This window comes from Paenibacillus sp. FSL K6-2859, assembly GCF_038008265.1.
Classification (GTDB): Bacteria; Bacillota; Bacilli; order Paenibacillales; family Paenibacillaceae; genus Paenibacillus_AQ; species Paenibacillus_AQ nitricinens.
On the sequence record NZ_JBBOYU010000001.1, the window covers coordinates 2,536,947 to 2,561,869 of the forward strand.

19 protein-coding genes and 1 pseudogene are annotated in these 24,923 nt (G+C 42.2%); 15 read left to right on the forward strand and 5 right to left on the reverse strand.

Annotated features, from left to right (window positions below; all coding sequences use genetic code 11):
• The first annotated feature begins 1 nt into the window (after position 1).
• The 10 genes from MHB64_RS11050 (at position 2) to MHB64_RS11095 (ending at position 8,144) form a co-directional block, all read left to right on the forward strand.
• Positions 2–991, forward strand: a complete 990-nt coding sequence (locus tag MHB64_RS11050; protein WP_052404239.1) for a FecCD family ABC transporter permease — start codon at positions 2–4, stop codon at positions 989–991.
• 1 nt (position 992) lies between these two features.
• Positions 993–1,772, forward strand: a complete 780-nt coding sequence (locus MHB64_RS11055) for an ABC transporter ATP-binding protein (protein WP_094875046.1) — start codon at positions 993–995, stop codon at positions 1,770–1,772.
• Between the two features lie 44 nt (positions 1,773–1,816).
• Positions 1,817–2,344, forward strand: a complete 528-nt coding sequence (locus MHB64_RS11060; RefSeq protein ID WP_094869439.1) for a HugZ family pyridoxamine 5'-phosphate oxidase — start codon at positions 1,817–1,819, stop codon at positions 2,342–2,344.
• 3 nt (positions 2,345–2,347) lie between these two features.
• The gene (locus MHB64_RS11065; protein WP_341134408.1) at positions 2,348–2,776 is read left to right on the forward strand and encodes a DinB family protein; all 429 of its coding nucleotides are present in this window, start codon (positions 2,348–2,350) and stop codon (positions 2,774–2,776) included.
• A 125-nt stretch (positions 2,777–2,901) separates the two neighbouring features.
• The gene (locus MHB64_RS11070; protein WP_341134409.1) at positions 2,902–3,309 is read left to right on the forward strand and encodes a MerR family transcriptional regulator; all 408 of its coding nucleotides are present in this window, start codon (positions 2,902–2,904) and stop codon (positions 3,307–3,309) included.
• Between the two features lie 68 nt (positions 3,310–3,377).
• Positions 3,378–4,289 carry an alpha/beta hydrolase gene (locus MHB64_RS11075; RefSeq protein WP_341134410.1) on the forward strand — a complete coding sequence of 304 codons (912 nt, stop codon included), beginning with the start codon at positions 3,378–3,380 and terminating at the stop codon, positions 4,287–4,289.
• Positions 4,290–4,482: 193 nt separating this feature from the next.
• A complete protein-coding gene (locus MHB64_RS11080) occupies positions 4,483–5,073 on the forward strand; it encodes a TetR family transcriptional regulator (protein ID WP_094869435.1) in 591 nt (196 codons plus the stop codon).
• Between the two features lie 188 nt (positions 5,074–5,261).
• Positions 5,262–6,005, forward strand: a complete 744-nt coding sequence (locus MHB64_RS11085; RefSeq protein ID WP_341134411.1) for an SDR family oxidoreductase — start codon at positions 5,262–5,264, stop codon at positions 6,003–6,005.
• Between the two features lie 87 nt (positions 6,006–6,092).
• Complete coding sequence (locus MHB64_RS11090; protein WP_341134412.1) at positions 6,093–7,178, forward strand: glycerol dehydrogenase; 1,086 nt, start codon at positions 6,093–6,095, stop codon at positions 7,176–7,178.
• A gap of 105 nt (positions 7,179–7,283) precedes the next feature.
• Complete coding sequence (locus MHB64_RS11095; RefSeq protein ID WP_341134413.1) at positions 7,284–8,144, forward strand: divergent polysaccharide deacetylase family protein; 861 nt, start codon at positions 7,284–7,286, stop codon at positions 8,142–8,144.
• On the opposite strand, the gene MHB64_RS11100 is transcribed toward MHB64_RS11095, so the two are convergent.
• The gene (locus MHB64_RS11100; protein WP_256989766.1) at positions 8,131–8,883 is read right to left on the reverse strand and encodes an N-acetylmuramoyl-L-alanine amidase; all 753 of its coding nucleotides are present in this window, start codon (positions 8,881–8,883) and stop codon (positions 8,131–8,133) included. The two genes, MHB64_RS11095 and MHB64_RS11100, sit on opposite strands and share 14 nt — an antisense overlap.
• Before the next feature lie 158 nt (positions 8,884–9,041).
• Between MHB64_RS11100 and MHB64_RS11105 the strand changes: the two genes are divergently transcribed.
• Entirely contained in the window at positions 9,042–9,254 is a 213-nt protein-coding gene (locus tag MHB64_RS11105; protein WP_341134414.1) for a YqzE family protein, read from the forward strand.
• A gap of 172 nt (positions 9,255–9,426) precedes the next feature.
• On the opposite strand, the gene MHB64_RS11110 is transcribed toward MHB64_RS11105, so the two are convergent.
• From MHB64_RS11110 to MHB64_RS11120, 3 genes are all read right to left on the reverse strand, one after another.
• Complete coding sequence (locus MHB64_RS11110) at positions 9,427–10,458, reverse strand: hypothetical protein (protein WP_341134415.1); 1,032 nt, start codon at positions 10,456–10,458, stop codon at positions 9,427–9,429.
• A 155-nt stretch (positions 10,459–10,613) separates the two neighbouring features.
• Positions 10,614–11,678: a YqhG family protein gene (locus MHB64_RS11115; RefSeq protein ID WP_341134416.1), complete on the reverse strand. Its 1,065-nt coding sequence runs from the start codon at positions 11,676–11,678 to the stop codon at positions 10,614–10,616.
• Complete coding sequence (locus MHB64_RS11120; protein WP_094869429.1) at positions 11,675–13,420, reverse strand: DEAD/DEAH box helicase; 1,746 nt, start codon at positions 13,418–13,420, stop codon at positions 11,675–11,677. The genes MHB64_RS11115 and MHB64_RS11120 overlap by 4 nt, the downstream gene beginning before the upstream one ends.
• Positions 13,421–13,834: 414 nt before the next feature.
• Between MHB64_RS11120 and MHB64_RS11125 the strand changes: the two genes are divergently transcribed.
• Entirely contained in the window at positions 13,835–16,471 is a 2,637-nt protein-coding gene (locus MHB64_RS11125) for an adenosylcobalamin-dependent ribonucleoside-diphosphate reductase (RefSeq protein ID WP_341134417.1), read from the forward strand.
• A gap of 218 nt (positions 16,472–16,689) precedes the next feature.
• The gene (locus MHB64_RS11130) at positions 16,690–17,529 is read left to right on the forward strand and encodes a TniQ family protein (RefSeq protein ID WP_341134418.1); all 840 of its coding nucleotides are present in this window, start codon (positions 16,690–16,692) and stop codon (positions 17,527–17,529) included.
• 475 nt (positions 17,530–18,004) lie between these two features.
• Here MHB64_RS11130 and MHB64_RS11135 read toward each other — a convergent pair.
• Positions 18,005–18,169, reverse strand: a pseudogene (locus tag MHB64_RS11135) (IS5/IS1182 family transposase); the annotation flags it as partial.
• A gap of 198 nt (positions 18,170–18,367) precedes the next feature.
• On the opposite strand from MHB64_RS11135, the gene MHB64_RS11140 reads away from it, so the two are divergent.
• Both MHB64_RS11140 and MHB64_RS11145 read left to right on the forward strand, forming a co-directional pair.
• Complete coding sequence (locus MHB64_RS11140) at positions 18,368–18,823, forward strand: hypothetical protein (protein ID WP_341134419.1); 456 nt, start codon at positions 18,368–18,370, stop codon at positions 18,821–18,823.
• Position 18,824: 1 nt separating this feature from the next.
• A complete protein-coding gene (locus MHB64_RS11145; protein WP_341134420.1) occupies positions 18,825–24,821 on the forward strand; it encodes an OmpL47-type beta-barrel domain-containing protein in 5,997 nt (1,998 codons plus the stop codon).
• Positions 24,822–24,923 lie beyond the last annotated feature (102 nt).

A 24,923-nucleotide genomic window follows, 5' to 3' on the forward strand; every position in this document is an offset into this window, starting at 1 on the left:
AGTGATAAATACATCTCGTAGCAGAATAGTTGTTATTGTAACGGTTCTATTAGCGCTCGTAGCCGCGATTATTGCCATCGGATTAGGCTCTGTATTCATTCCGGTATCAGACATACTAAGTACGATCTTTGGTTCATCGTCTAAGGCGGTGAATGCCACCATCATTTGGGATATTCGATTGCCGCGTGTGTTACTGGCGATGATCATCGGAGCGAATATAGCGATCTCGGGCGCACTGCTGCAAGCTGTGATGGGTAACCCACTTGCTGATCCTGGATTGACGGGTGTAACTAGTGGCGCGGCTGCATGTGTTCTTGTCATAATGCTTGCTGCACCACAGTATACTGAGTTCATTCCGATTGCCGCTTTTGTTGGAGGGCTGATTGCTGCCGGTATTGTATATGCATTAGCGTGGAGACGAACCGGTATTTCACCGATTACTATTATTTTATCTGGCGTTGCTGTGAATGCGCTTTGCGGAGGTCTCATTGGCCTATTAACAATCATGTACAGCGATAGACTTCCTGCAGCGGTTCAATGGCTTAACGGCAGTCTTGCGGCAAAAGGGAATAATGCGTTGATGATGGTCTTCCCATATGCGATTGCAGGTTGGATCTTATCGTTCTTTGCCATTCGTAAGGCAAATATCATTCGTCTGGGTGATCAGGTGGCTTCGAATCTGGGTGAAAATGTGAACCGAATTCGTATCCTGCTCTCCTTGCTGGCAGTATTTCTAGCGGCTATTTCTGTAGCAGCCATTGGAATGATCGGATTTGTCGGTCTAGTTGTACCTCATATGGCGAGATTGCTTGTGGGTTCAGATTACAAATATCTTTTGCCGATGAGTATGGCTCTTGGTGCGTTGGTTCTGTTAATTGCGGATACAGGTGGACGTACCCTGTTTGCACCCCTAGATATCCCTGCGGGTATCCTTATGGCTGTGATTGGCGGACCCTATTTTCTATACCTGATGAGAAAGAAGGCGTTCTAACATGTTTACTGTCGATTCCATTTCGATTCGGTATGAGCAGAAAAGCGTGATTAACAACTTCTCTTTTTCCGTAAAAAAAGGTGAGATCGTCTCCATTATAGGACCGAACGGCTCCGGTAAATCCACTTTGCTCAAAGCGGTATCACGGCTAATTCCTTATCACACGGGTACGGTCATACTCGATGGTACGGATCTGAAGACCATGAGCGCCAAACAAGTCGCACGAAAAATGTGCATGCTGAGCCAGAAGAATCAAGCACCGAGTGATATGACTGTGATCGATCTGGTCTCGTATGGCAGATATCCACACAAAAAGTGGTTTGAAAGATTAAACCAAGAGGATATGGACATTGTTCATTGGGCCCTTGAAAAGACACATTTGATAGAGTATAAGGACCGAGCAGTGGCTTCATTGTCAGGTGGAGAATCACAGCGAGCCTGGATTGCAATGGCTTTAGCACAACGCCCTTTGATCATGTTGCTTGATGAACCCACCACGTACTTGGATATCTCGCATCAGCATGAAGTGCTTGAGCTTGTTCGCGAGTTAAATCAAGATATGGGCATGACCGTAGTGATGGTGCTGCATGATCTCAATCAAGCTTCTGCTTATAGCGATAGTATTGTTGTAGTGCAGGCGGGTGAGAAGGCGATGTATGGCACACCCAATGAAGTCATGACAACCGATATGATAAGGGATATATACCGGATGGATGCGGAAGTCCAGTATGTGCCTACAGAGAAGAAACCTCGTATTCATTTGTTGAGTACCGTTCGATAGATTCATAGTGTCATTACACAACCTATTCATGGAGGGATTTTTGTATGAAGAAGCCAGTAGATGTAGAAAAAAATAAAGAAAACTACTTACAATTTATTAATAAACGCAAGAATCTGATTCTGAGTTTAATTGATGATGAAGGAAAGCCCTTTATTAGCTATGCGCCTTTCGTAAAGAAAGACGGCAAGCTGTATATTTATATTAGTAAGATTGCAGAGCACTATGGCTATATGGAAAATAATGATTTTGTGGATGCTTTTCTAATTGCGGATGAGTCTGAAACAAACAATAAATTTGCAACTGAGCGTGTGCGCTGGAGCTGTACCTCAAACAATATCGGCAATGATGGACATGAGGATATCTTTGAATTGTTCAATGCTGATCATGGTGAAGCTATGCTGAAATTGCTGCGCGGACTGGATTTTTCCCTTTTCGAACTGAATCCGTTAAAGGGGCGTTATGTTGTTGGTTTTGGATTGGCCTTCGATATTGATGTAGATGCAAATATATTTAATCACGTTGTTATTGATAAGAAGAAAGATGAAGAAGCAACAGTACAAGGGAGCAAATAGCCGATGACTATAACTTCAATACTGCCCATCTGGCAAGCGGTTCAAGAGCGGTTTCATAAAATGGTGAAGGCATTGCCGGAAGAAGATTTAAATCTTAAATTAGGGAATTCATCCATCGGAGGATTGATTTCTCATAATGCCGAGGTAGAATTTATGTTTGCAGAGTGGTTCTTTGGCAGACCTAAACCTCAAGCCGACGATGCAGCATATACTACATTAAGTGAGCTGGTGGACCTGCTGACGTCTTCTAATGACAATCTAATTGCAGCGATGCGGGAGCTTCCGGAAGATGCTTGGCATGAAAGCGTAGAGTCGTCTTTTGGCACATCAACTCCGCTTGAAGCAATAGGCAGACTTATGTATCACACAGGTATTCATGCCGGACAGATTTCTATGATTCAGAAAAATGCGGTTCGAAGTGAAGTGCTGTAAGGTAAAAGAGTAGAGTAGACATCGGGAAACGGCAGAAATGCCGTTTTTTTGTGTGTGATACCCTCTGTATGATCTGGATTATCTGGATTTTGGTATAATATAGGGAATCCAAGGGGGCGTAGATCATGACGAAGTACTTGCGAGGCCAAATGGCCAAGATGGCAAATGTGAATATGGAAACACTGAGGTATTATGAGGAACTCGGACTAATTAGATCACCTTTGCGTTCAGAAGCTGGATACCGTCTTTATTCTGAAGAGGCGCTAAACCGACTAACGTTTATCCAAAATGCAAAGCTATGCGGGTTCACCCTAAAGGAAATTAAAAAGGCACTGTTAAAATCGGAAAGCAGTGGCATTAGCATAGATGATTTTGTAAACGTTGTAGATAAAAAAATAGAGCGAGTCCGTAGTGAAATTGCAAAACAGGAAATAAAGCTCACCGCACTTGCAGATTTGAGGAAAAATTTATTAGCCACGGATAAGCATCCAGGCGTGCAATCGACGCTAGAAATACTAAAAATGGAATCTTAACTTGACCTTGTAGTCTCCTACAGGCTTTACAATTCGAGAGGAAGAGATCTGTAGGAGGGATAATGAATATGGACAAAACGAGTATGGAACAGCTTGCAGCGATCAAAGACTATTTAAAACAAACAAACCGCTTTGAAAGTAAATCTGTAGCGCAAATTCGGCAAGAAATGATTGAGGCGGCTGCGAGTCTGCCTAGCCATTCTGATGTTACAGTCGAGCGGGTCAGGATTGGGACATTAAGTGGGGAGTGGATCATTCCTGTGGAATCAGCCCCAACTGATGATAAAGTGATACTTTATTTTCATGGTGGTGGTTTTATTGCAGGCACTTGTGAATTTTATCGGGATCTGGTATCACGAATTGCAAAAGCTAGTGGTATGAAAGTACTAATGATTGAGTATCGTCTTGCACCCGAGTATATCTATCCCGCTGCTAATGAAGATTGTATAGGGGCTTACCGGTGGTTGCTTGCGAATGGATATTCTGCCCGTGACATCCTGTTTGGGGGAGATTCTGTGGGAGCCAGCCTTGCGCTGATGACTCTGATTTCGTTGAGGGATGAGGGGAGGGAGTTACCAGCGGGTGCTTTTTTAATCTCACCTCATACGGATCTTGTCCATCTAGACGGAGAATCGTATCAGAGTCGTGCATCGCTTGATCCGACAGGTAGCTTAGAGGGAAATAAACGTATACTCGATGCATATGTAGGTAGTCGAACCGAGAGGGCTTCAATATTATCGCCGTTAAGAATGAATTTGCAGGGATTGCCTGATTTACTCGTTCAAGTAGGCGACCATGAGGTGCTTTTAAGTGATTCAACGAGATTGGCTGAAGAGGCGAGAGTGGCGGGGGTTCATGTGGAACTGGAAATATGGGAGAAGATGTGGAGTGTTTTTCATTTCTTAGCGTACATGCTCCCAGAAGCAGAGCAGGCGATTTCGAAGATTGGCAAGTTTGTTAGGGCGAAGCTGGACGAGTGAGAAAGTAGATGAAAGTAATGAACCTTCTTGAGAAAACAGGGAGGTTTTTTGTTGTTGGGATATGGTAGGTACTCAGCGGCTGATGAGAATTGGATTGATTCAACAAATGACAAAGTAACGTTATTGTCAGTTCATTTTTGAATATTATATGCTATGATAAGTACCATCAGAAATAGAGCGAGGGGAAATACCAATGTCGAATGATCTTCCATTATCTAAAGAAAACATTTTGGATGCGGCTGAACAAGTGCTCCGGCGTTTTGGCCCGGATAAGACTTCAGTTGTTGATGTAGCGAGGGTACTGAAGGTTAGTCATGGTACGCTATATAGACATTTTTCCAGTAAAGCAGCTTTGCGCGAATCGGTAACCGAAAGATGGTTGCATCAAAATATTTTAGCCCCATTGAAGGACGTTACGGAGCAATTTGATGGGAATGCCAAAGTGCAGCTACGTCTGTGGTTAGATACTCTAGTCCGCAGTAAACGAAGCTATGCTGTAGATGATTCCGAAATGTTTGCTATGTACGCCTCTGTAACTTTAGAAGCCGTAGATATGATTACCCAACACGTAGATCAATTAATTGGGCAACTCGCACGCATTCTTGAAAAAGGTATACAAACCGGGGAGTTTAAAGCATTGGAATCAGAGGTTACGGCAAGAGCTATTTTTAATGCAACATCAAGATTTCATCATCCTGCTCACGCGAAAGAGTGGCAGTCGGGTTCGATTGATCAGGAGTTTGCCTCCGTTTGGGATTTGATGCTTTCCGGAATTTCGTCATAAATTGTTATAGCATATTTCATAATAGAAAAATGATGGACTAAACCTTTTGATGAAGATCGGAAGGTTTTTTTGCGTCTGGAGAACAATTATATTGAATGACAAAAAATAATAATTGTCACTTGTTATTTGCGGGTGTTCGATTTATAATCAGACCAACAAGAAAGACAAACGAATAGGGGGAATAAATGATGGAACAAAATTTGGTTGGAAAAGTTGCATTAGTGACTGGAGCTTCAAGAGGTATGGGACGAGAAATTGCGGAGAACTTGGCGTTGCATGGTGCGAAGGTTGTTGTTAATTATGCAAGCAGTTCAAGTAAGGCAGAGGAAGTTGTGGACGAAATTAAGCAAAAGGGTGGAGAAGCTATCGCTATCCGGGCGGATATCAGCCAAGTGACAGAGCTGGAACAATTATTCCAAGCCACATTGGAAGCTTATGGACAAATCGATATTCTCGTTAACAACGCAGGCATTATGATCACAAAGCCGATTGCGAGTATGACGGAAGAAGACTTCGACAAACAGTTCGCCATCAATGTGAAGGGTACCTTTTTTGCTTGCCAGCAAGCGGCTAAACATATGGGTGAGAACGGACGGATCATTAATTTCTCGACATCAGTGACAGGTCAGATGTTCCCAACCTACAGCGTTTATGCGGGAACAAAGGGAGCTGTGGAACAATTCACTCGTCAGTTAGCTAAAGAATTTGGACGAAAAGGAATTACGATTAATGCGGTCTCTCCGGGTCCAGTGAATACTGAGCTATTTACCGTGGGAAAGTCAGCTGAAGAGATTGCGAATGTTGGGAGTATGAATTCTTTTGGACGGTTGGGTGAGCCTGAGGATATCTCGAGTGTAGTGCTGTTTCTAGCCAGTAAGGAATCACAGTGGGTTACGGGCCAGACGATTCGAGTGAACGGGGGATTTATTTAAGACAAAAGTCGATAGCATCTTTATTTATAGCCAGTCTGATGCAACACTCCTTAGAATAAAAGAATATACAAAAAGAGGAGTGAAACCATGACGCAGATCTTATGTTCACCGACTAAATATATTCAGGGGCATGGCGAAATCCGTAAGCTGGCAGATTATTGTTTACAGCTAGGCGTGAAAAGAGCTTTTGCGATTATAGATCCATATATTTTGTCCATGTACAAGGAGGATATCTTACACAGCTTTGAAATGAACGATATTCCCCTTATGATGCGCGAACTCAAGGGTGAGTGCAGCCGGAATCAGGTGGATGAGGTAGTACTGGAACTTGGCCTGGAGGACGTTGAAGTTGTCTTAGGAATCGGTGGAGGCAAGACCCTAGATACGGCAAAAGCAGTAAGCCACATGGCAGATCTCCCGGTAGTTATTGTACCCACAGTGGCCTCGACGGATGCACCTTGCAGCGCTTTATCAGTGTTGTATACGGACGAAGGTGACTTCGACTGTTACCTTCCATTAAAAAGAAATCCTGAGATGGTGATCGCAGATATCGATATCATCGCTAAAGCCCCTGCAAGATTGCTGGCGGCTGGAATGGGTGATGCTTTATCCACCTATTACGAAGCAAGAGCTTGCCGTGAATCTGGAGCGGTTACTCATGCAGGCGGGACTGGCACAATCGCAGCGTTCGCCTTATCACGTGCTTGTCTGGACACACTTCTTGCTGAAGGTGAATCCGCACTCCTGGATGTTAAACAGGGGATCACCTCTTCTGCAGTGGAACATATTGTTGAAGCTAATATTTACTTGAGCGGCGTTGGGTTTGAGAGCGGTGGGCTTGCTGCAGCCCATGCTATTCATAACGGACTGACCCTGCATGAGGGATGCAGGAATGTGCTACATGGTGAGAAGGTTGCCTTTGCTACGATCGTGCAGTTGGTCTTGGAGAAGGCTTCAGAAGATGAGATCGCTCAGGTCATTGCTTTCTGCAAAAAAGTCGGCCTTCCCGTTACACTTAAGGAGCTTGGGATTACCAGTAGCGAGATCGATAAATTAATGGTGGTGGCAGAAGCTAGCTGCTCCCAGGATAGCCCAATGAAGAATATGCCATTTGAAGTTCAATCTGTGGATGTGCTGGAAGCAATCCTTGCCACAGACGAGCGCGGGCATTAGCAACAGCTCGATTGTAAATTATTGCGAACCCTCCTCGTACATATTTAACCTTCGTGAACCAAACAATGAGAACAATTGTTTAAGACGAAGGAGGCGTTCCTCTTGATGAAGGACAGTCGAAAGGTTAAACGTTACTTACTGAATTGGCTTGCTGTTGCTGCAGTATTGATTACCACAATTGTTCCGGCTACGCCGGCTGTCTCTGCTGCCACGTCTAAAGACAACGCTACAACTACGCAGCTTGAAGAGAGTGTACCAAAACGTGATAAGGTCGCTATCATTATTGACGATTTCGGCAATGGCATGAAGGGGACAGATGAAATGTTCTCGTTACCGATAAAGCTTACTGTAGCCGTCATGCCTTTTTTACCTACATCCGTAAAGGATGCGACCCGCGCCCATGAACGCGGAGATGATGTTCTGGTTCATTTGCCGATGGAGCCGCGCCAAGGTAATCCTAAATGGCTTGGACCGGGAGCCATATTGGCCAAAATGTCCGATGCGGAAGTGCGACAAAAGGTTGAGGCAGCACTCGATAATGTTCCTTATGCGATCGGGATAAATAACCATATGGGCTCGAAAATTACCGGGGATGAGCGGATTATGGCGGTGATCTTATCTGTATGCAAAGAACGAGGATTATTTTTTGTAGACAGCAAGACCAACTACCGTTCTGTTGCTGGTAATATGGCTTATCGAATGGGTCTCCCACGCGTAGAGAACCATATCTTTTTAGATGACACACATACAGCAAGTCATGTTCTGAAACAAATGGGTCTCGTCAAAGACATGGCGAAGGATCAACGATTTTGTGTAACGATCGGTCATGTTGGTGTATTTGGGAAAGAGACCGCCGCAGGAATCCGCAGCGGTATTGAACAGATGAAAGACAATGTTGAGTTTATAGGGATCTCTGATCTGGTTAAAAACGAGATGAAATGGAGCTCCCAACTTAAACTTCCATAAGATAAGCTACAATACCATCAGCGATGGCTTCAGCGATTTGTTGCTGCCCTTTAGGGGTGCATAACTTTGCGCGGTCAGTCGGACTGCTTACAAAACCCGCCTCAACGATAACCGTTGTGGCGGTTATTTTGTTGAGTAAATAAAAGGGCTTACCTGGTCGTGGATGAGCTTCGACATCATAAAGATTATTTAGCTGATGCTGAATGGACTTAGCAAGGATGAAGCTACGGCCCTCTTGACGGTACAATACAAGTGGACCATGTTTGGATGGGGAAGGCGCCCAGTTAATATGGATGCTTACCACTACAGTAGCAGGTAATGTCTCAGCAAGTTCTTTACGCTGTGCAAGATCCCGCAGATGTCGAGATTTACTACGCAGCCAGCGGTTCTCATCACTTGGGGCATAATCTCCATTGCGGTTTAAAGCAACGTCAAAGCCATCGCTACCCAGAAGTAGAAATAATCGACGTGAGATATCTAACGTGATATCTTTTTCAAGAATATTACCGTAGGAAGTTCCACCATCGATGCCTCCGTGTCCCGCATCAATTAAAATCATACGGTGACCGTGACCTAATAAATGCTGACGGTCATCCTTCATCACGGGTTTCTCTGGTGTCGCAGAGGCTAAGGAGCTGCCCATAAACAACATTAGTAGTCCTAGGGTAGTTAAAGTGATTCGAAAGCCAAATATAGCAGCTGCTGTTCTGGGAAAGGGTTGTTTTCTCCAGTTGTTCAAGTGAAACGCCTCCTTGCAAGTGAATAACGTCTTCTGGATTCTTTGTTAGATTGTGCTTTAATAGGTAAACCTATTCGACAAATCAGAAGTCTGTAGTTTAGATCCAAGTGGAGTGGTGCACACTAAGACCATGGAACGGATGCTGATAATCTGAATTTATGTACATTTTAGGAGGTGTTAAAATGGCTTCCGGTGGCGATGAGCTTGTAAAGTATATAACGGAGAAGGTAGTCGTATATATCGAGGATCCGCGTGCCATTCATGCTCGCAGAGCGGCTACGAAGCAGCCGTGGTCACAGAAATGGTTCGGCATGCTCCCGCTTGGGTGGTCTATCTGGCGAAGCAAGTGGAGTCATGGCAAAAAAGAATAAACGTTTAAATAGCAAATAACCTTCCAGTGCCATTATTCATGGGTGGCAGTGGAAGGTTATTTGCGTTTGTTTAAATATAAGAATTTATATGCTTACGTTATAAATTATCCTTCTATTTCTCGCATAAACACTTACCGTCCTCATAAGGACGCCGAAGGCGTTTATGCTTGTGTTAACGATTATATCCGAGTGCTTTGGTCGTTCTGTTTGGGAGCTTATGCAGTGTTCCATTATTTTGTAGTGAAGCGAGTGGCAAGTATCGTTTTCCTTCAGGGCCTGAGGCCGCGTATACGGTAGTTTTATTGTTCTCAGCTTGACCTTGAGAAGACTGCCAGCTCTGATAGCCTGTAATCATAAACGGTCCTCCGACTAGGTCATTTCGTCCGGCAGCCTGATAAGCGATGCTTTCCTTGGGTCTAATCAGAAGCGCGATATTGTCGCCGCTCACTGTAGTTAGTTTAGGAGCCGTCAGCCATAGGATATCTTCGTAAGGATCATCTGACCCTCCACTATTGAAGGCCGATAGCGGTGATACGTCAGGATTGAGATTAGTAATTACATCTGTTGCAGGAGGCTGCTCTTTAAGAACTTCTTCCGCCTTGCTTAGTGTCCAAGGTAAAATTTGCGGCACGGAAGCATTAATGTAAACCGTCTTTTCGTCAATGGTTATTTTCCAGACCGGTAGAAGCGGTGCATATAAAGCAGTAAGTTTTATTTGTCCTGAAAAAGATGATGTAATGAGACCCTTCTGCACCAAAAACTGGCGCAGATCATTTAAACTGTATGGGAGTCCATAAGTGCCGGCTCCATATTCACTTAGCATATATCCGCCTGTATCGGTGGCGGAAATGATCATGTATCCGATCCGCTCTTCGCCCTTCATCACATTTACAAGCCAGCCATGAGTACCTGGACCAAGGGGATAATATTCTACCCCTGCATCCTTCCAGGCTGTAAATGGAGCTTCTGCAGCGAGCTTGTTCAGTGTAGCCTTAGCGAATTCTTGGACCGTACTGGGAGAAGGTAAGGTACTCATCTTCAATACAGGAATTACATCCTGTGTGACTGACTGGATCACACTTACTCTGGCCAGCGCCAGCGCTGAAGGGGAACCAGAACTGGATACAAACAGTCCAAAGCTTAGAAGCAGGAGGAGGCATCCTTGTCCCGCAAGTTTCAGCCTCCGCCGCAAACTTATTTTCATGGCGTCGATCACCTTTCTTTGTTAAGAAATGTCAGGAAAGTTAAGCTTTACTCTATTGTAGTGGACAGGCTATAAAAAGGCTGTTGCTTGCTGTCGCGCCTCAAGGCAAAAGTTCTCTTGTTTTTTTGCCTGCTTTTAGCGAGTAGGGTCGCATTCTATAGGCTTCGCAGATGAAACAGTCCGTAGGTTATCGCAGAAACTGCAATTTGGGGCTCATATTGCCAGATGGTCTCCTGCCGACGACGGTTATACTGCTCCTGAGTGCCTAAACGCTTTTCTTCATCAGGCTCTTTCAGCAGCTCTCCGTAATAAATATCAATGATAGCCAGCTCGATTCTAAGACGCTCACGTGCCTGTTCTGCCCAAGTGTAATCGAGTTCGGCCAGATGTGAGGTAAGATGAGCCTCTAATAAATCTGTAGCGGCTGGCACTGTTAATTCATAAGGCTGAATATGGACGTTTTCTGGTAAACGGGGGATCATCTCCAGAGAGGCTATCTTAGCGTTGAAGTCATCAATGATGGTCCCTTTTGTCAGAGAGATTCCAAGATAATGCAGTTCTTCCCGTTTCAAATCGCAGCTCATCTCCACTTTATAGCAGACGCCGAGCCATGGTTCATAGGCTGCAGAGAAGAGTGTATTCCGCTGCCTGCTACCGGGATCTTCAAATAAGTAAAGGCATTTCCCTTCATCTTGGGCCGCACTCCAAATTTGCTGCAGGCGCTTGCTACCATAGATGATATCTTCACGTCTTATCATGCCAGGTCCAATGCGAGGCAGCGCTGGAACAATACCGAAGTAGCGGGCTAGGATGCTATCCTCTGGATTTGAGGAAGGGACATGAACCACATTATTTTCAGGTGTTGCTGAATCTAATAGATCCGCGCTGGCCTCAATATCGGTTGACGCATCTACCACTGGACTTCCGGTAATTGGCGGGTTCAATGCTCCGATGCTGCGATTTACCGCTGGCGGAACTTCTATAGCTGCCTGATTATCGTATTTTTCCGGATCAAAAACAAAGGTGAAAGAGAGTGTCTCCGGATCAACACCAGTACGCTCCACGAATCCCCAATAATAAGGTCGATCTGTAAGCATTTTGTCAGCTCTTGGTGATAGCTTTACAGTTACGTGAATGGGCGATACTTCAATAATGGAACATTCTGTAGCCTCCAGATAATCCATTACATGTTTACGTACTTCCTGTGAGTTGAGGGTCATGTCGCAGTCTCACTTTCCTTTTTGATACCCTGAGTCAACTCACTTAGGGATTCACCGATATGATCAAGCTCATTTCGCAGCTCTTCATCGGAGCGGGATTCGAGCATGATTTTGTATAAACTTTTCTCCAGCGATTCTTTCTTCTCAAAACGCTCCAGAATCACATCCAGCCCGCCAATGACCATTTCGAACATATTGATCTTCTCGTGTAGCAGATGAAGGATATGTTCTTCAATCGTACCTTGTGTGGATAAATTATAGATAACCACGTCATTTTCCTGACCTAACCGGTGCACCCGCCCAATCCGTTGTTCTACTCTCATGGGATTCCAAGGCAGATCGAAGTTGATCATATGGTGACAGAACTGCAGGTTAATGCCCTCACCACCAGCCTCAGTAGCGATCATGACTTGAGCACGTCCGCGGAAGAGGTCCATCATCCAGTCCTTTTTACCACGATTCATCCCGCCGGAATAAGAAACACACATTAGCCCATGTTCGCGGAAATACTGAAGCAAATATTCTTGAGTCGCGCGATACTCCGTAAAAACGATGACCTTTTCATTCATTTCTTGAATGAGAGATAGTGTTGTTTCGGCTTTGGTATTGGTCTTAACCGTACGAAGTGTCTGCAATAGCTCCATCATCCGATCGCGTTTCGGCGAATCAGCGGGCAGCTTCTTGATCAGATTAACTAAAGTGATGAAGACGGCATCCCTACTGCTGCACACCTCACGCTGAAGCGTTACCAAGGAAAGCATGCTGCTAAGATTGCCGCCTGATTCCTGATACTGATCTTTAACAAAAGAAGTGACAGCGTCATATAATACTCTCTCTTCCTGTGAAAGAACTAGCGGGATATTACGGACTTTTCGTTTCGTAAAGTTAACTGGACCTTCGCCACGCCGATTACGGATCATCACCTTCGATAGCTCGTCCCTTAGCTGACCTTCATTCTTAGGTTGACGTTTATCAACGACGAAATTCGAAGCAAAATCACCCTGATTTCCTAATTGCCCCGGTTTCAGTAAAGTGATCAAATTAAATAGCTCGCCCAGATCATTCTGAACGGGAGTAGCGGTTAGGAGCAGGCAATATTTTTTACGTAATTGCTGCACAAATAGATAATTGGTCGATTTCTTATTCTTCAGCTTATGCGCTTCATCAATAATCAACATGTCATATTCATTTTCCAGCAGCATTTCTTTATGAGGATCGCGCTTCGCGGTATCCATAGATGCGACGACAATCGCATTCCCCCAGGAATATGCCTTTTTCTGTGCAACAGCAGAGATGCCAAACTTGGCATTCAGCTCGCGGACCCACTGCAATACGAGGGAAGCGGGTACCAGAATAAGCACTTTAGAGACTAGACCGCGGACAAGATATTCCTTGAGTACAAGTCCTGCTTCAATCGTCTTTCCTAGTCCAACCTCGTCTGCAAGAATCGCGCGGCCCGACATCTCAAACAGAACCTTATGCGCGGTATCGAGCTGATGAGGAAGCGGGGATAATCCGGATAAATGCTTCATGCATTGCAGCTCATCGAAGCTTGTTACTAGACCCGTTTGTTCACCCTGCAAGGCAAGCTTGGACAGACGGTAGTCTCCCCACGGACCACCTTTATCTAGTTTAAGTTCAAGATCCTGTAGCCAATTCCGGTCAAAAGAAAGAGGAACAGGCAGTATAGGCGCTGACTTTCCACCTTTGTGAGGTAGAGAATTACGGAATAATTGCGTCATGGTACAGCCTCCTCAGGTGCTAATTTATATCATCATTCGTAGGAGTAGTATGCTCTTAAACAAGAGAATTCATAACCTTCTATTTTTCTTGATAGCCTTTAAAAAAGAGAGTAAAAGCGAGAAAACGCGGCAAGGTTTGCGATATTTCGGCTGCTTGACTCTATTTTCGAAAAAGACCTTCGATACAATATGTGGTATAGTTTAAAAGCTGACGCACACAATATATTGTGACAAAAGCATGAAAATGTGATTTTTTAAAGTGCATAGCTGCTATTTGTTATTGACAAGATGAACTTCCTACATACACCCGTAAGACGGAAGATAAGTGTAAGGAAGTTTTTGTTGTGGGTCACAAAATGTACGCCCACACCTGAACTGGAACTAATATTTACTACATTGCGGGAGGTTTTTCTATTGGGTAAAGTGGAACGTAAGCAACGCCTTGAAGGGCTAAGTGAAAAAATATTTTTGGATCGTTATGCTTGGAAGGATGCCGACAGCAATAATGCTAAAGTGGGCGATGTTGTACTCGTTCTGACAAAAGATGATCCGAAGTTTCCCACGAAGGAAGTCGGAGAGATCGTAGAACGTAACGAGAGAATCGTAACCGTGAAGACACGGAGCGGCGAACTTGTAAAATCAGATGTTGAAAAGCTGACGCTTAATATAGAAAAAACACCAGAGGAAATGTGGGATCGTCTATCTACAGCTATGGCTTCTGTGGAGAAGACGCCTGAGCTTCAAGAAGAATGGGCGGGTAAATTCCGCTCGATTCTGGATGATTGGAAGCTCGTACCGGGTGGGCGGATTGCGGCTGGTGCAGGCGCTAGTGAAGAATTAACATTGTTCAACTGTTATGTAATCCCTTCTCCAAAAGATAGCCGTGGCGGCATTATGGAGACGTTGGCTGAAATGACGGAGATTATGGCGCGAGGTGGCGGTGTAGGAATTAACCTATCCTCACTTCGTCCACGCCGTGCAATTGTGCGAGGTGTCAATGGCTCTTCTAGTGGTTCTGTATCTTGGGGCGGTCTGTTCAGCTATACCACTGGACTAATTGAACAAGGCGGCAGCCGCCGTGGTGCACTCATGCTAATGATTAATGACTGGCATCCAGATGTAGAGGATTTCATTACCGTGAAGCAAACGATGGGTCAAGTGACGAACGCCAACCTTTCGGTATGTGTGAGTAATAGCTTTATGAAGGCTGTAAAAGAAGATCTAGATTGGGATTTAGTGTTCCCGGATACCACAGACCCAGATTACAACGATGTGTGGGACGGCGATCTAGACAAGTGGAAGGCTGCGGGCAAAAATGTTATTCATTATCGCACCGTTAAAGCGCGTGATGTGTGGCGCACTATTATTGAATCCGCTTGGAAATCCGCTGAGCCAGGCGTTGTGTTCATGGAATACTATAATCAGATGTCCAACAGCTGGTATTTTAATCCGATCATTTGTACGAACCCGTGCGGGGAGCAAGGACTGCCAGGCTGGGGAGTTTGCAATTTGTCCGCTGTGAACCTGTCCAAATTCTACGATGAGAAGAATCATGATGTAGACTGGGAAGATCTCGCGACTACAACGCGTTATTCTGTACGTTTCTTGGACAATGTTATTGATAAGACCCCTTATCATTTCCCGGAAAATGAAGCGAATCAGAAAAACGAACGCCGTGTGGGTCTCGGAACGATGGGTCTTGCTGAGCTGATGATCAAATTGAACATCCGTTACGGTAGTCCGGAATCTTTGGCGTTTCTGGACAAGCTTTACGGCTTTATGGCTCGTGAAGCATACCTTGCTTCTGCAGAGATTGCTGGTGAGAAGGGAGCTTTCCTAGCTTTTGACACAGAGAAATATTTAATGAGCGGGTTTATGAAAAATATGCTTGAATCGTATCCAGAGGTTGGTGAAGCGATTCGTAAACATGGCATGCGTAACGTTACAGTGATAACACAAGCACCTACAGGCAGCACAGGTACAATGGTAGGTACTTCGACAGGTATTGAGCCTTATTTCGCCTTCAAATATTTCCGTCAAAGCCGCCTTGGATACGATGAGCAGTTCGTTCCAATCGCTCAAGAATGGCTTGAAGCTCATCCAGGTGAAGAGCTGCCAGATTACTTCGTGACCTCGATGGATTTGTCAGCTAAGGATCATATCCGTGCGCAAGCAGCGATTCAACGCTGGGTGGATAGCTCGATTTCCAAAACTGCAAACTGCCCGTCTGACTTCACAGTAGAAGAGACGGCTGAACTCTATGAAATGGCCTTCGATCTGGGTTGCAAAGGCGTTACGATCTACCGTGATGGTAGCCGTGATGTGCAAGTTCTGCAAACCTCTAAGAAGGAAGACACAGCAGAAGAGGTAGCTCCAGCTGTTGAAGTTACAGCTGCTCCTGAAGCAAGTACAAGTGTTGTAGCGGCAAGCCCAGCACCTCAAGCGTCTACTAAAGAGCTGGATAAACAATACAAGAAACGTCCGCAAGTTCTACGCGGTGCAACCTATAAAATCAACACACCTTTCGGCATGGCATATATTACGATCAATGATCTAGATGGTACGCCGGCAGAAATCTTCCTGAATGTGGGTAAAGCAGGCTCTGACGTCTTTGCGATGGCAGAAGCACTTGGACGTGTCTGCTCATTGTTCCTCCGTTATGGAGATCATGGCGAGAAGGTAGAACTGTTGATCAAACATCTGAAAGGGATCGGTGGGTCAGGCGCTATCGGCTTCGGTGCGAATCGAGTTGAATCCATTGCTGACGCTGTAGCTAAGGCACTGGAATCACATGTGCTGAACAATGCTCATGATGATCATGTACCTGCTCCGATTGCAGCAACTTTGGAGCTGGAGGATTTCAATGAAGCGTTAAATGCAGAGTTGAAAGCGAGCGTTCCGTCAGCTACGGAAGATGGACACGGTGGTCATCATGGGCATAACCACGCTACGGCTTCCCGTGATCTTTGCCCCTCCTGCGGCAGCGCCTCGCTAATTAATATTGAGGGCTGTAAGACTTGTGGCAATTGCGGGTATAGTCGCTGCGGGTAAACGGTAGAGCCAATAAATGTTTTATGGGAATGTGATTTTTCATTTAGGATGAGAATTTTTTCAATTAGTTTGAGAAAAATATTCATTTAGGATGAGAAAATTAGAATTATACATTGTAATGCATATCAATACATTGGAGGGGGTAACATGTTTGTTATCTACCTCTTTTGTTTTAAATGAGTTAATAAAGGTCTATTGGGAAGGAGTGTCAGAAGTTAATGCTACTCATCCGACCGAAGCCATTTAAAGACGAGAGTTTATCTGGGTACATTACTCGATTATTTGAAATTAATAATTATGAATCGATGATTATCTTTTTAAAAAAAGCTTCTTTATATGGTAAAAGATTAATGTATTCACCGTATGCACTTGATGTGAAGCAATTAGAAATTTTAGCTGAACTTACGAATGTTGATGTCCAAATACTTTTCAATTGTATATCCCCAATCTTTTATACAACTGTGGTTAAAGAAGACTCCCTCCAGTTTAGATACGCAATCCATACAACAAAAATAAAATTATGTCCGAATTGCTTGAACGAAAATGGATATCACAGAAAAATATGGAATCTATCTCTTGTAACAATTTGTCCATTTCATAATTGTTTACTGGTTGATATATGTCCAAAATGCAACCAATTCTTAAGGATATATGGTGATAAAGTAACTATTTGTAATTGTGGTTTCGATTTGCTTAACGCACCACTAGTGGAAGTAGCATATGATCAAACCATAATAACAAGACTTTTCTACCATGCCTTAGGATATAATATTGAAATTAATCAAAGCTTACAAAAGACTCCACTGTTTAAAATGGACGCTATAGAAATGATAAATATAATAATGTACTTAGCTAAACACTTTGTAATAAATAATAGGGTTTATAGGCATAGATCGATTATGTCATCTAAAATTGAGAATATTTTGGTTCACCAATTAGTTGTGAAAATATATGAGGTTTTTTCAAATTGGCCAGAGAGCTTCTATGAATTTTTAGATAATTATGAATCTACTTATAAAACTAAAAATAAAGGAGAAATTATTAGTAGATACAATTGATCAGATCATCAAAGGTGAAGGTCTTAATTCTAAGCAATACAATACACAAATTATAAAGATTAATAAAATATTTGATCTTCCAGAAGATTATTTCACAACCTCTCGTAGTCCTATATTGTCAACAATCACGAACACTTACTTACATCAAGATGCTGGTTCAGAGAAAAGTGCAGAAGTTAATGAATTGCTGTGTGGTTTGAATAACATCCTCGACATTTACTCTTTGTACTTGAAGTGATGGTGAGTGCAAATTATCTGTTAGCAAGGAATATAAGTTGTAATTGTTAGAAGAGAGTAATGTTTTATTCTGAAAAATAAAGTGAAGAAGACCTTTATTAGGCAGAGAACAGGTGACTTCGGAATTCATCGAGGCCACTGAAAAACCTGTATTATTAAAAGTTATAAGAGTCCCTCAAATTAAAAAGGCGACATTTTGTTCGATTTTGAACGAAATGTCGCCTTTGCTTTTATACTTTTACTTCGATTCTTTCATCAAATTAATGATTCGCTTGAGATTAACAGAAAATATCGCCATAGCGCCTTGCATCTGCATGCCAATTAGACCCGAGGAAGATGCAGCATCATATCCGTGTCTATGTTTGAGTTCACTATTTTTTGCCTCAATTTTATAACGCTCTTTCGGAAGAGGGGTTTACTATTCATTTTCGCCTTAAAATTCCCGATGATTACATTATAAGGATATTTAGTGTTTTAGTTAAAATTAATCCATATAATTTCAGGGGTGGTATATAGGTGCTTGAAGTAAGAAGAAAATCTCGATGAAGGGTGATGACATCATTAGAGCATTATGTGAATGAATGGAAAAGGGGGACGAAAGATGAAGTCATTCAAGACCGGACTACAAGCCATTCTTTATGTAATACTGGTGGTTGGACTGCATCTGATCTTAATCTATTTTTTAAAGATAAGAATAGAGGGATGGGGAACGGAGTTATTAAATAGCTCATTTAAGGTGTACTTTATACCACTTTTATTATGTTTTATTAATTCTTTTTTGTTTATAAGGACTCAGAGGATAAAGTACAACGCCATTTGGTTTTTGGTAACTATGCTATCAAGCCTCTTACTTCTTTTATTTTTCAATGCAATTCAAGATGACGGTGATAGTGAGTATGGAGTTGTCGTTGATATTGAATTTTTTCCAAAATATCAAGCGGAAATGCTCTTTCTGCTTCCTTGGAGTATTTCTATTATACAATTTATCTTAACTCTATATTATCTAATCAAAATAAGAAAAAATCTAATCGTAAGAAATAATAAAGGGGGAATGTAAAATGAAAAGAATATTTTCATTAAGTATAATTATTACAGTTTTTGTTTCTTTATTTAGTCCAACTGGAAAGCTCCAAAACTATACATATGCTAATTCAGTTCATGAATCTGTATACAGCAATAATCCAGTCCAACAATCTTCGATCGGAATATTGAGTACATCAGTATACCCAGATAATGCTGTCGTGAAATATGGAGAAAAGATATACATCAATTATAGTTTCAATGATAAGGCTCACCCGGTACTCATTAATATTTATAAAGATGGTGACTTACAATCGGATTATTATTATAAAGAATCAAGTTGGGGAGACCATTTTTCTTATGAACCCAAAGATGAAGGAAGCTATAGATTTGTTGTAAAGCAGACCGATAAACCTTACGATACTAATGAGTGTACAGTTACAGTTTATAAAGATAGAATAATATTTTTACCTGGAATAATGGGAAGTGAGTTGTTTCTGGGCGATGAGCAGGTATGGGAGCCTGAGGCTAGCTACAATGTTCCTCGCATTCGCAGCCAAATTAATAGCCTTCAAATGACCACTTTAGGAGAAAGTAAAAATAACATTAGTGTTCACAACAGTATCAGTAAGTATGATGACATTTTAGCCTTCTTTAAAAACGAAGGATTTCACGTCGTTGATTTTCCCTACGATTGGAGATTAGGCTCCAGTAAAAATGCACAGAAGTTGAAAGAAAGAATAAATATTGAGCGGGCTGCGTCTCCATATAGTAATTATTACATTGTTGCTCATAGCATGGGAGGAATTGTCGCCACTGAATTTATAAGACAGGGAAATAGTCATTTAATAAAAAAAATGATTACAATAGGCACACCATTTCTAGGCGCTCCTCAAGCAATCAACATGCTTGAAACAGGGAATCTGACAGACAATTGGTTAGAAGTTCTAGCGGCAGGCGATGCAGTGAAAAATCTGGCAAAAAATGTTCCCTCTATATATGAATTACTTCCTACAAAGGATTATTTTTCTTACCAAACTAATGGATACATTGAGACCCAATCATATCAAGATCCGTACGGACCGAGAGTAAAGGTTACAAAGTATAATACTTTCAGTGATACAGAGAGTTATATAAAAAATAGTAGAGATTGGTCAAATAATGGTTTGTTAGACAAAGCAAAAAATTTCCACGCTGCTTTGGATTTGCTCAATACTCTTAAGAAAGTAGATTCTTACTTTATAGTAGGTGATCAAAAAACAACACCTGGTAAACTTGTATACCACTCTCTTTCAATAAAAGATAAAATTATTGCTGATGTGAAAAGTATACAGGGAGATGGTGTTGTTCCGGTTTCCAGTGCTACAGTAGGTTTTAAGCTTGATAAGGCACGAACTTTTTATATTACCAGATCTCATGTAGGTCTAGTAAAAAGTACTGAAGTACAGCAAAAAATTCTAAAGATTTTAAAAGATAAACCTAATGAATTTGTCTCTGATAAAATTCGTAATGAGACAAAAGAAATAAAGACTATAAAATTCAAAGCAGAATGCCCGGTAGAGCTGCATATAAATGATTCATCTGGTAATCATACGGGACCAACAGGCGCTGAAACGTTTGAGTCAAATATTCCAGATATCAATTATTTTACAGATGGAGAAACAAAGATTGCTCTAGTTAATGATGTTGAAAACTATAAAGTTCGTATCGTTGGGACAGGATATGGTGAATTAACCTTCTCAATTGTATGGTCAAACGAAAAAGATATTGAAGATAGAACACTGCGTTTTGACAATGTTGCTGTTACTCCTGGCTCAATATTTAAAGCTGATGTTAATCAGAACGGACAAGTAGTGCTTCAGATAGATCAGAATGGAGATGGTAACTTCGAAGGTAGCGTTAGTCCTACTGTAGAACTAGATCTAGGAGGTACTCAAGACGAAACAATTCCAACAATAAGCTCACATGTTGATGGAGTAAAAGGTATAAATGAATGGTATGGGAAAAACGCTTTTTATAACTTAACCGGAGAAGATAATGCATCTGGTATCTATAAATACTTTTACGATCTTAATAATTCTGAATACAAAGAATACAATGAGCCAATAGCACTCCCTAATACTGGTATATATAATTTCAAGTCTTATGTTCGAGATAAAAATAGAAATGATTCGGAAGTATTAACTGAAATTGTGAAAGTTGACACTACCAGTCCGACTGTACCAGTAATGAAAGTTGATCCAACAACATGGACGAATAAGTTTGTCACTATTACATTAGATGGTGGAACCGATGCTGATAGTGGATTTCAAAAATATCAGTACAAGATAAATCAGGACGGAGAATGGAAAGATTATAAAGATCCTTTTGTGATTGATAAAGAAGGACTATACAATGTTTACGCCAGATCAGTGGATAATGTATATAACCTTAGTGAGGAAGTAACTGGGGTAGCTAAAGTTGATAAGACTAATCCCCTTCAACCGGTTATGACTGTAGAGCCAATGAAGTGGACGAATCAGTTTGTCACTGTTACATTAACTGGTGGTTCTGATACTGATAAGGGGTTCCCGAATAGTGGATTTCAAAAATATCAATATAAAATAGGAAAAGATGGAGAGTGGAAGGATTACACTATTCCAATTATCATCGATAATGAAGGTCTATATAACGTTTATGCTAGAGCGGTAGATATTGCTACTAATCTTAGTGATGAAGTAGTCGGTGATGCAAAAGTTGATAAAACGAAGCCTTCTACTCCTCAAGGATTCTCCACCCAATTAAGAAACTATGACTATATAAAAATATCATGGGCTGCATCGACGGACAATGTTGGTGTGACGAGTTATAACGTCTATTTAGGATCAAAACTTATTGGGTCTACTGTTAATTCTGAATATACGTATTATGACTTGAAGGTAAATACGACCTATAAATTTAAAATAGTTGCGAAGGATGAAGCTGGAAATTTATCTGCTGACGGTATTTATTATGACAAAACACCTTTAAGCTTAATCAGTGCAAGTGCAGAAGGGGCACTTTACATTAAGGAAGATGGAACGGTTTGGAGTTGGGGGAACGAAACGACGACAGCAAAACAAGTGCTGGGGTTGACAGATGTAATCGCAGTAGCAGCGGGGGGAGAGTCACATAATCTGGCACTGAAAAGAGATGGCAGCGTGTGGTCATGGGGTTCGAATTCTAAAGGACAATTAGGTATCGGGAAGCAGAATGTAGGGTCTTCCGAAGCACCGGTACAGGTATCAAACCTAACGCAGGTTATAGGAATTGCAGCAGCTGGAAACAGTAGCTTTGCATTGAAGAGTGATGGAACGGTGTGGTCATGGGGAGATAATGATTACGGTCAGTTGGGAGAGACGACGCGGAATAAACGCTTTGCCCCAGTTCAGGTAATAGGTGTAAGTGGAGTAACACAAATTGCAGCGTCAATTTATCATGGTTATGCATTAAAAAGCGATGGAACAGTATGGGGCTGGGGACGCGGGAGGGTTTATGGAATTTCCGGAGATACATGGGAGGTCTGGGATTCGAAGCAACTTTCGGGGCTGAATGGAATTACCCAAATAGCAGCAAGAAATGATCGTGCAATAGGATTGAAGGGTAATGGGGAAGTATGGAGCTGGACGCAGATTATAGATTCACTTAGTTTGCCTGCTCCAATCAGTGGAATAAGTGATGTTGAAAAAATAGCTATAGGGACATATTCAAGTTTTATCGTGAAGAAAGATGGAACGGTTTGGGAGTGGAAACATCATAACTCAACATTATTAGAAATAAAAGGAATAGGAGAAGTTGCAGCAATTGATAGTGGAACACAATTTACAGTTATATCTAAAGCAGACAGCAGCGTATGGTCATGGGGAGTAAATAATAGAGGTCAATTAGGGGATGGAACTACAGTACAACGGGGAACCCCTGTGCAGATGCAAGAAAATCGGGCACCAGTTGTAACCCTTGATTATCCGATGGGAACACAGGAGAGTCCAACCCAAACCAATATAGACAAACCTGCTATCAAATGGACCCAGTCAGATGCGGAATTAACAAATTTCACAAATTACCAGGTTCAAGTTAAAGATGCGACAGGTAATATAGTGGCTGATACAGGAGAGGTCTATCAAAATACTTGGGAATCAAGTGGGCAAGGCATAATTAATATTGCCCTGCCTTTAGATGAGCCTCTGCAGATTTCAGTAAGAGTAAAAGATGGTATTCTGTGGTCAGAATGGTCAGTAGGCTGGCTAAAAGTGAAGGGAAACCTGCATCAAAATATTCAGAACATCAGTGCAAGTGCAGAAGGGGCACTTTACATTAAGGAAGATGGAACGGTTTGGAGTTGGGGGAACGGAACGACGACAGCAAAACAAGTGCTGGGGTTGACAGATGTAATCGCAGTAGCAGCGGGGGGAGAGTCACATAATCTGGCACTGAAAAGAGATGGCAGCGTGTGGTCATGGGGTTCGAATTCTAAAGGACAATTAGGTATCGGGAAGCAGAATGTAGGGTCTTCCGAAGCACCGGTACAGGTGTCAAACCTAACGCAGGTTATAGGAATTGCAGCAGCTGGAAACAGTAGCTTTGCATTGAAGAGTGATGGAACGGTGTGGTCATGGGGAGATAATGATTACGGTCAGTTGGGAGAGACGACGCGGAATAAACGCTTTGCCCCAGTTCAGGTAATAGGTGTAAGTGGAGTAACACAAATTGCAGCGTCAATTTATCATGGTTATGCATTAAAAAGCGATGGAACAGTATGGGGCTGGGGACGCGGGAGGGTTTATGGAATTTCCGGAGATACATGGGAGGTCTGGGATTCGAAGCAACTTTCGGGGCTGAATGGAATTACCCAAATAGCAGCAAGAAATGATCGTGCAATAGGATTGAAGGGTAATGGGGAAGTATGGAGCTGGACGCAGATTATAGATTCACTTAGTTTGCCTGCTCCAATCAGTGGAATAAGTGATGTTGAAAAAATAGCTATAGGGACATATTCAAGTTTTATCGTGAAGAAAGATGGAACGGTTTGGGAGTGGAAACATCATAACTCAACATTATTAGAAATAAAAGGAATAGGAGAAGTTGCAGCAATTGATAGTGGAACACAATTTACAGTTATATCTAAAGCAGACAGTAGCGTATGGTCATGGGGAGTAAACAATAGGGGTCAATTAGGGGATGGAACTACAATACAACGGGGAACCCCTGTGCAGATGCAAGAAAATCGGGCACCAGTTGTAACCCTTGATTATCCGATGGGAACACAGGAGAGTCCAACCCAAACCAATATAGACAAACCTGCTATCAAATGGATCCAGTCAGATGCGGAATTGACAAGATTTTCTGCTTATCAAGTTAAGGTTATGAATGAATCAGATACGGTACTTGACGACTCAGGAGAAGTTGCCACAAGTGTTACCGCAACCTCTTCTACGTGGTTATCAACAGCGGTTCTTCCAACATTTGAGCCATTACAGATAAAAGTAAGAGTTAAGGATGAAAGTCTTTGGTCAGATTGGTCAAATACTGGTTGGATGGAAATAACTAATATGTTTCCGCTTAAGCTTAAAAACTCACTGACTAGTTCCATTGAAATAAGCCAATCAACTATTAAAGCTGGGGAACCAACTAATGTTAGATTAAGCATCTATAATAATGTCTATGGCGAGGATGGTATTGAAACTGATTTTTTTAATGGAATTGTTAAATTAAGAGTTTCCGGCTATATGCTATCAAGCACTGAATCCTCCGGAAAATTCGGTGATGTAGAGCTCTCAGCTACTGATACTACGTTAATCGATGTTCAATTTCATGATGGTATCGCAGAAATTCCATTAATTTTAACAATGCCTGGCAAACAGATCTTATCCATCGAAATTGTCGATCATAAGAACAGCTTAAGTTTAATTGAAATTGAAGTGCTTCCTATTGATTTAAACAATGTCTTATTATTTCCAACGCCGATTTTCAAAGAAGCGAGAATAAAAACGTTTGCGTATTCTCGTAAAAGTTTATAAAAACAATTAATCTGAATTTCAGTACTCTGATGATCATTCTGAAACGCACTAAAATCCTCGACTTACAACAACCGCACTTTCTGCATCATGCGGAGAGGCGGT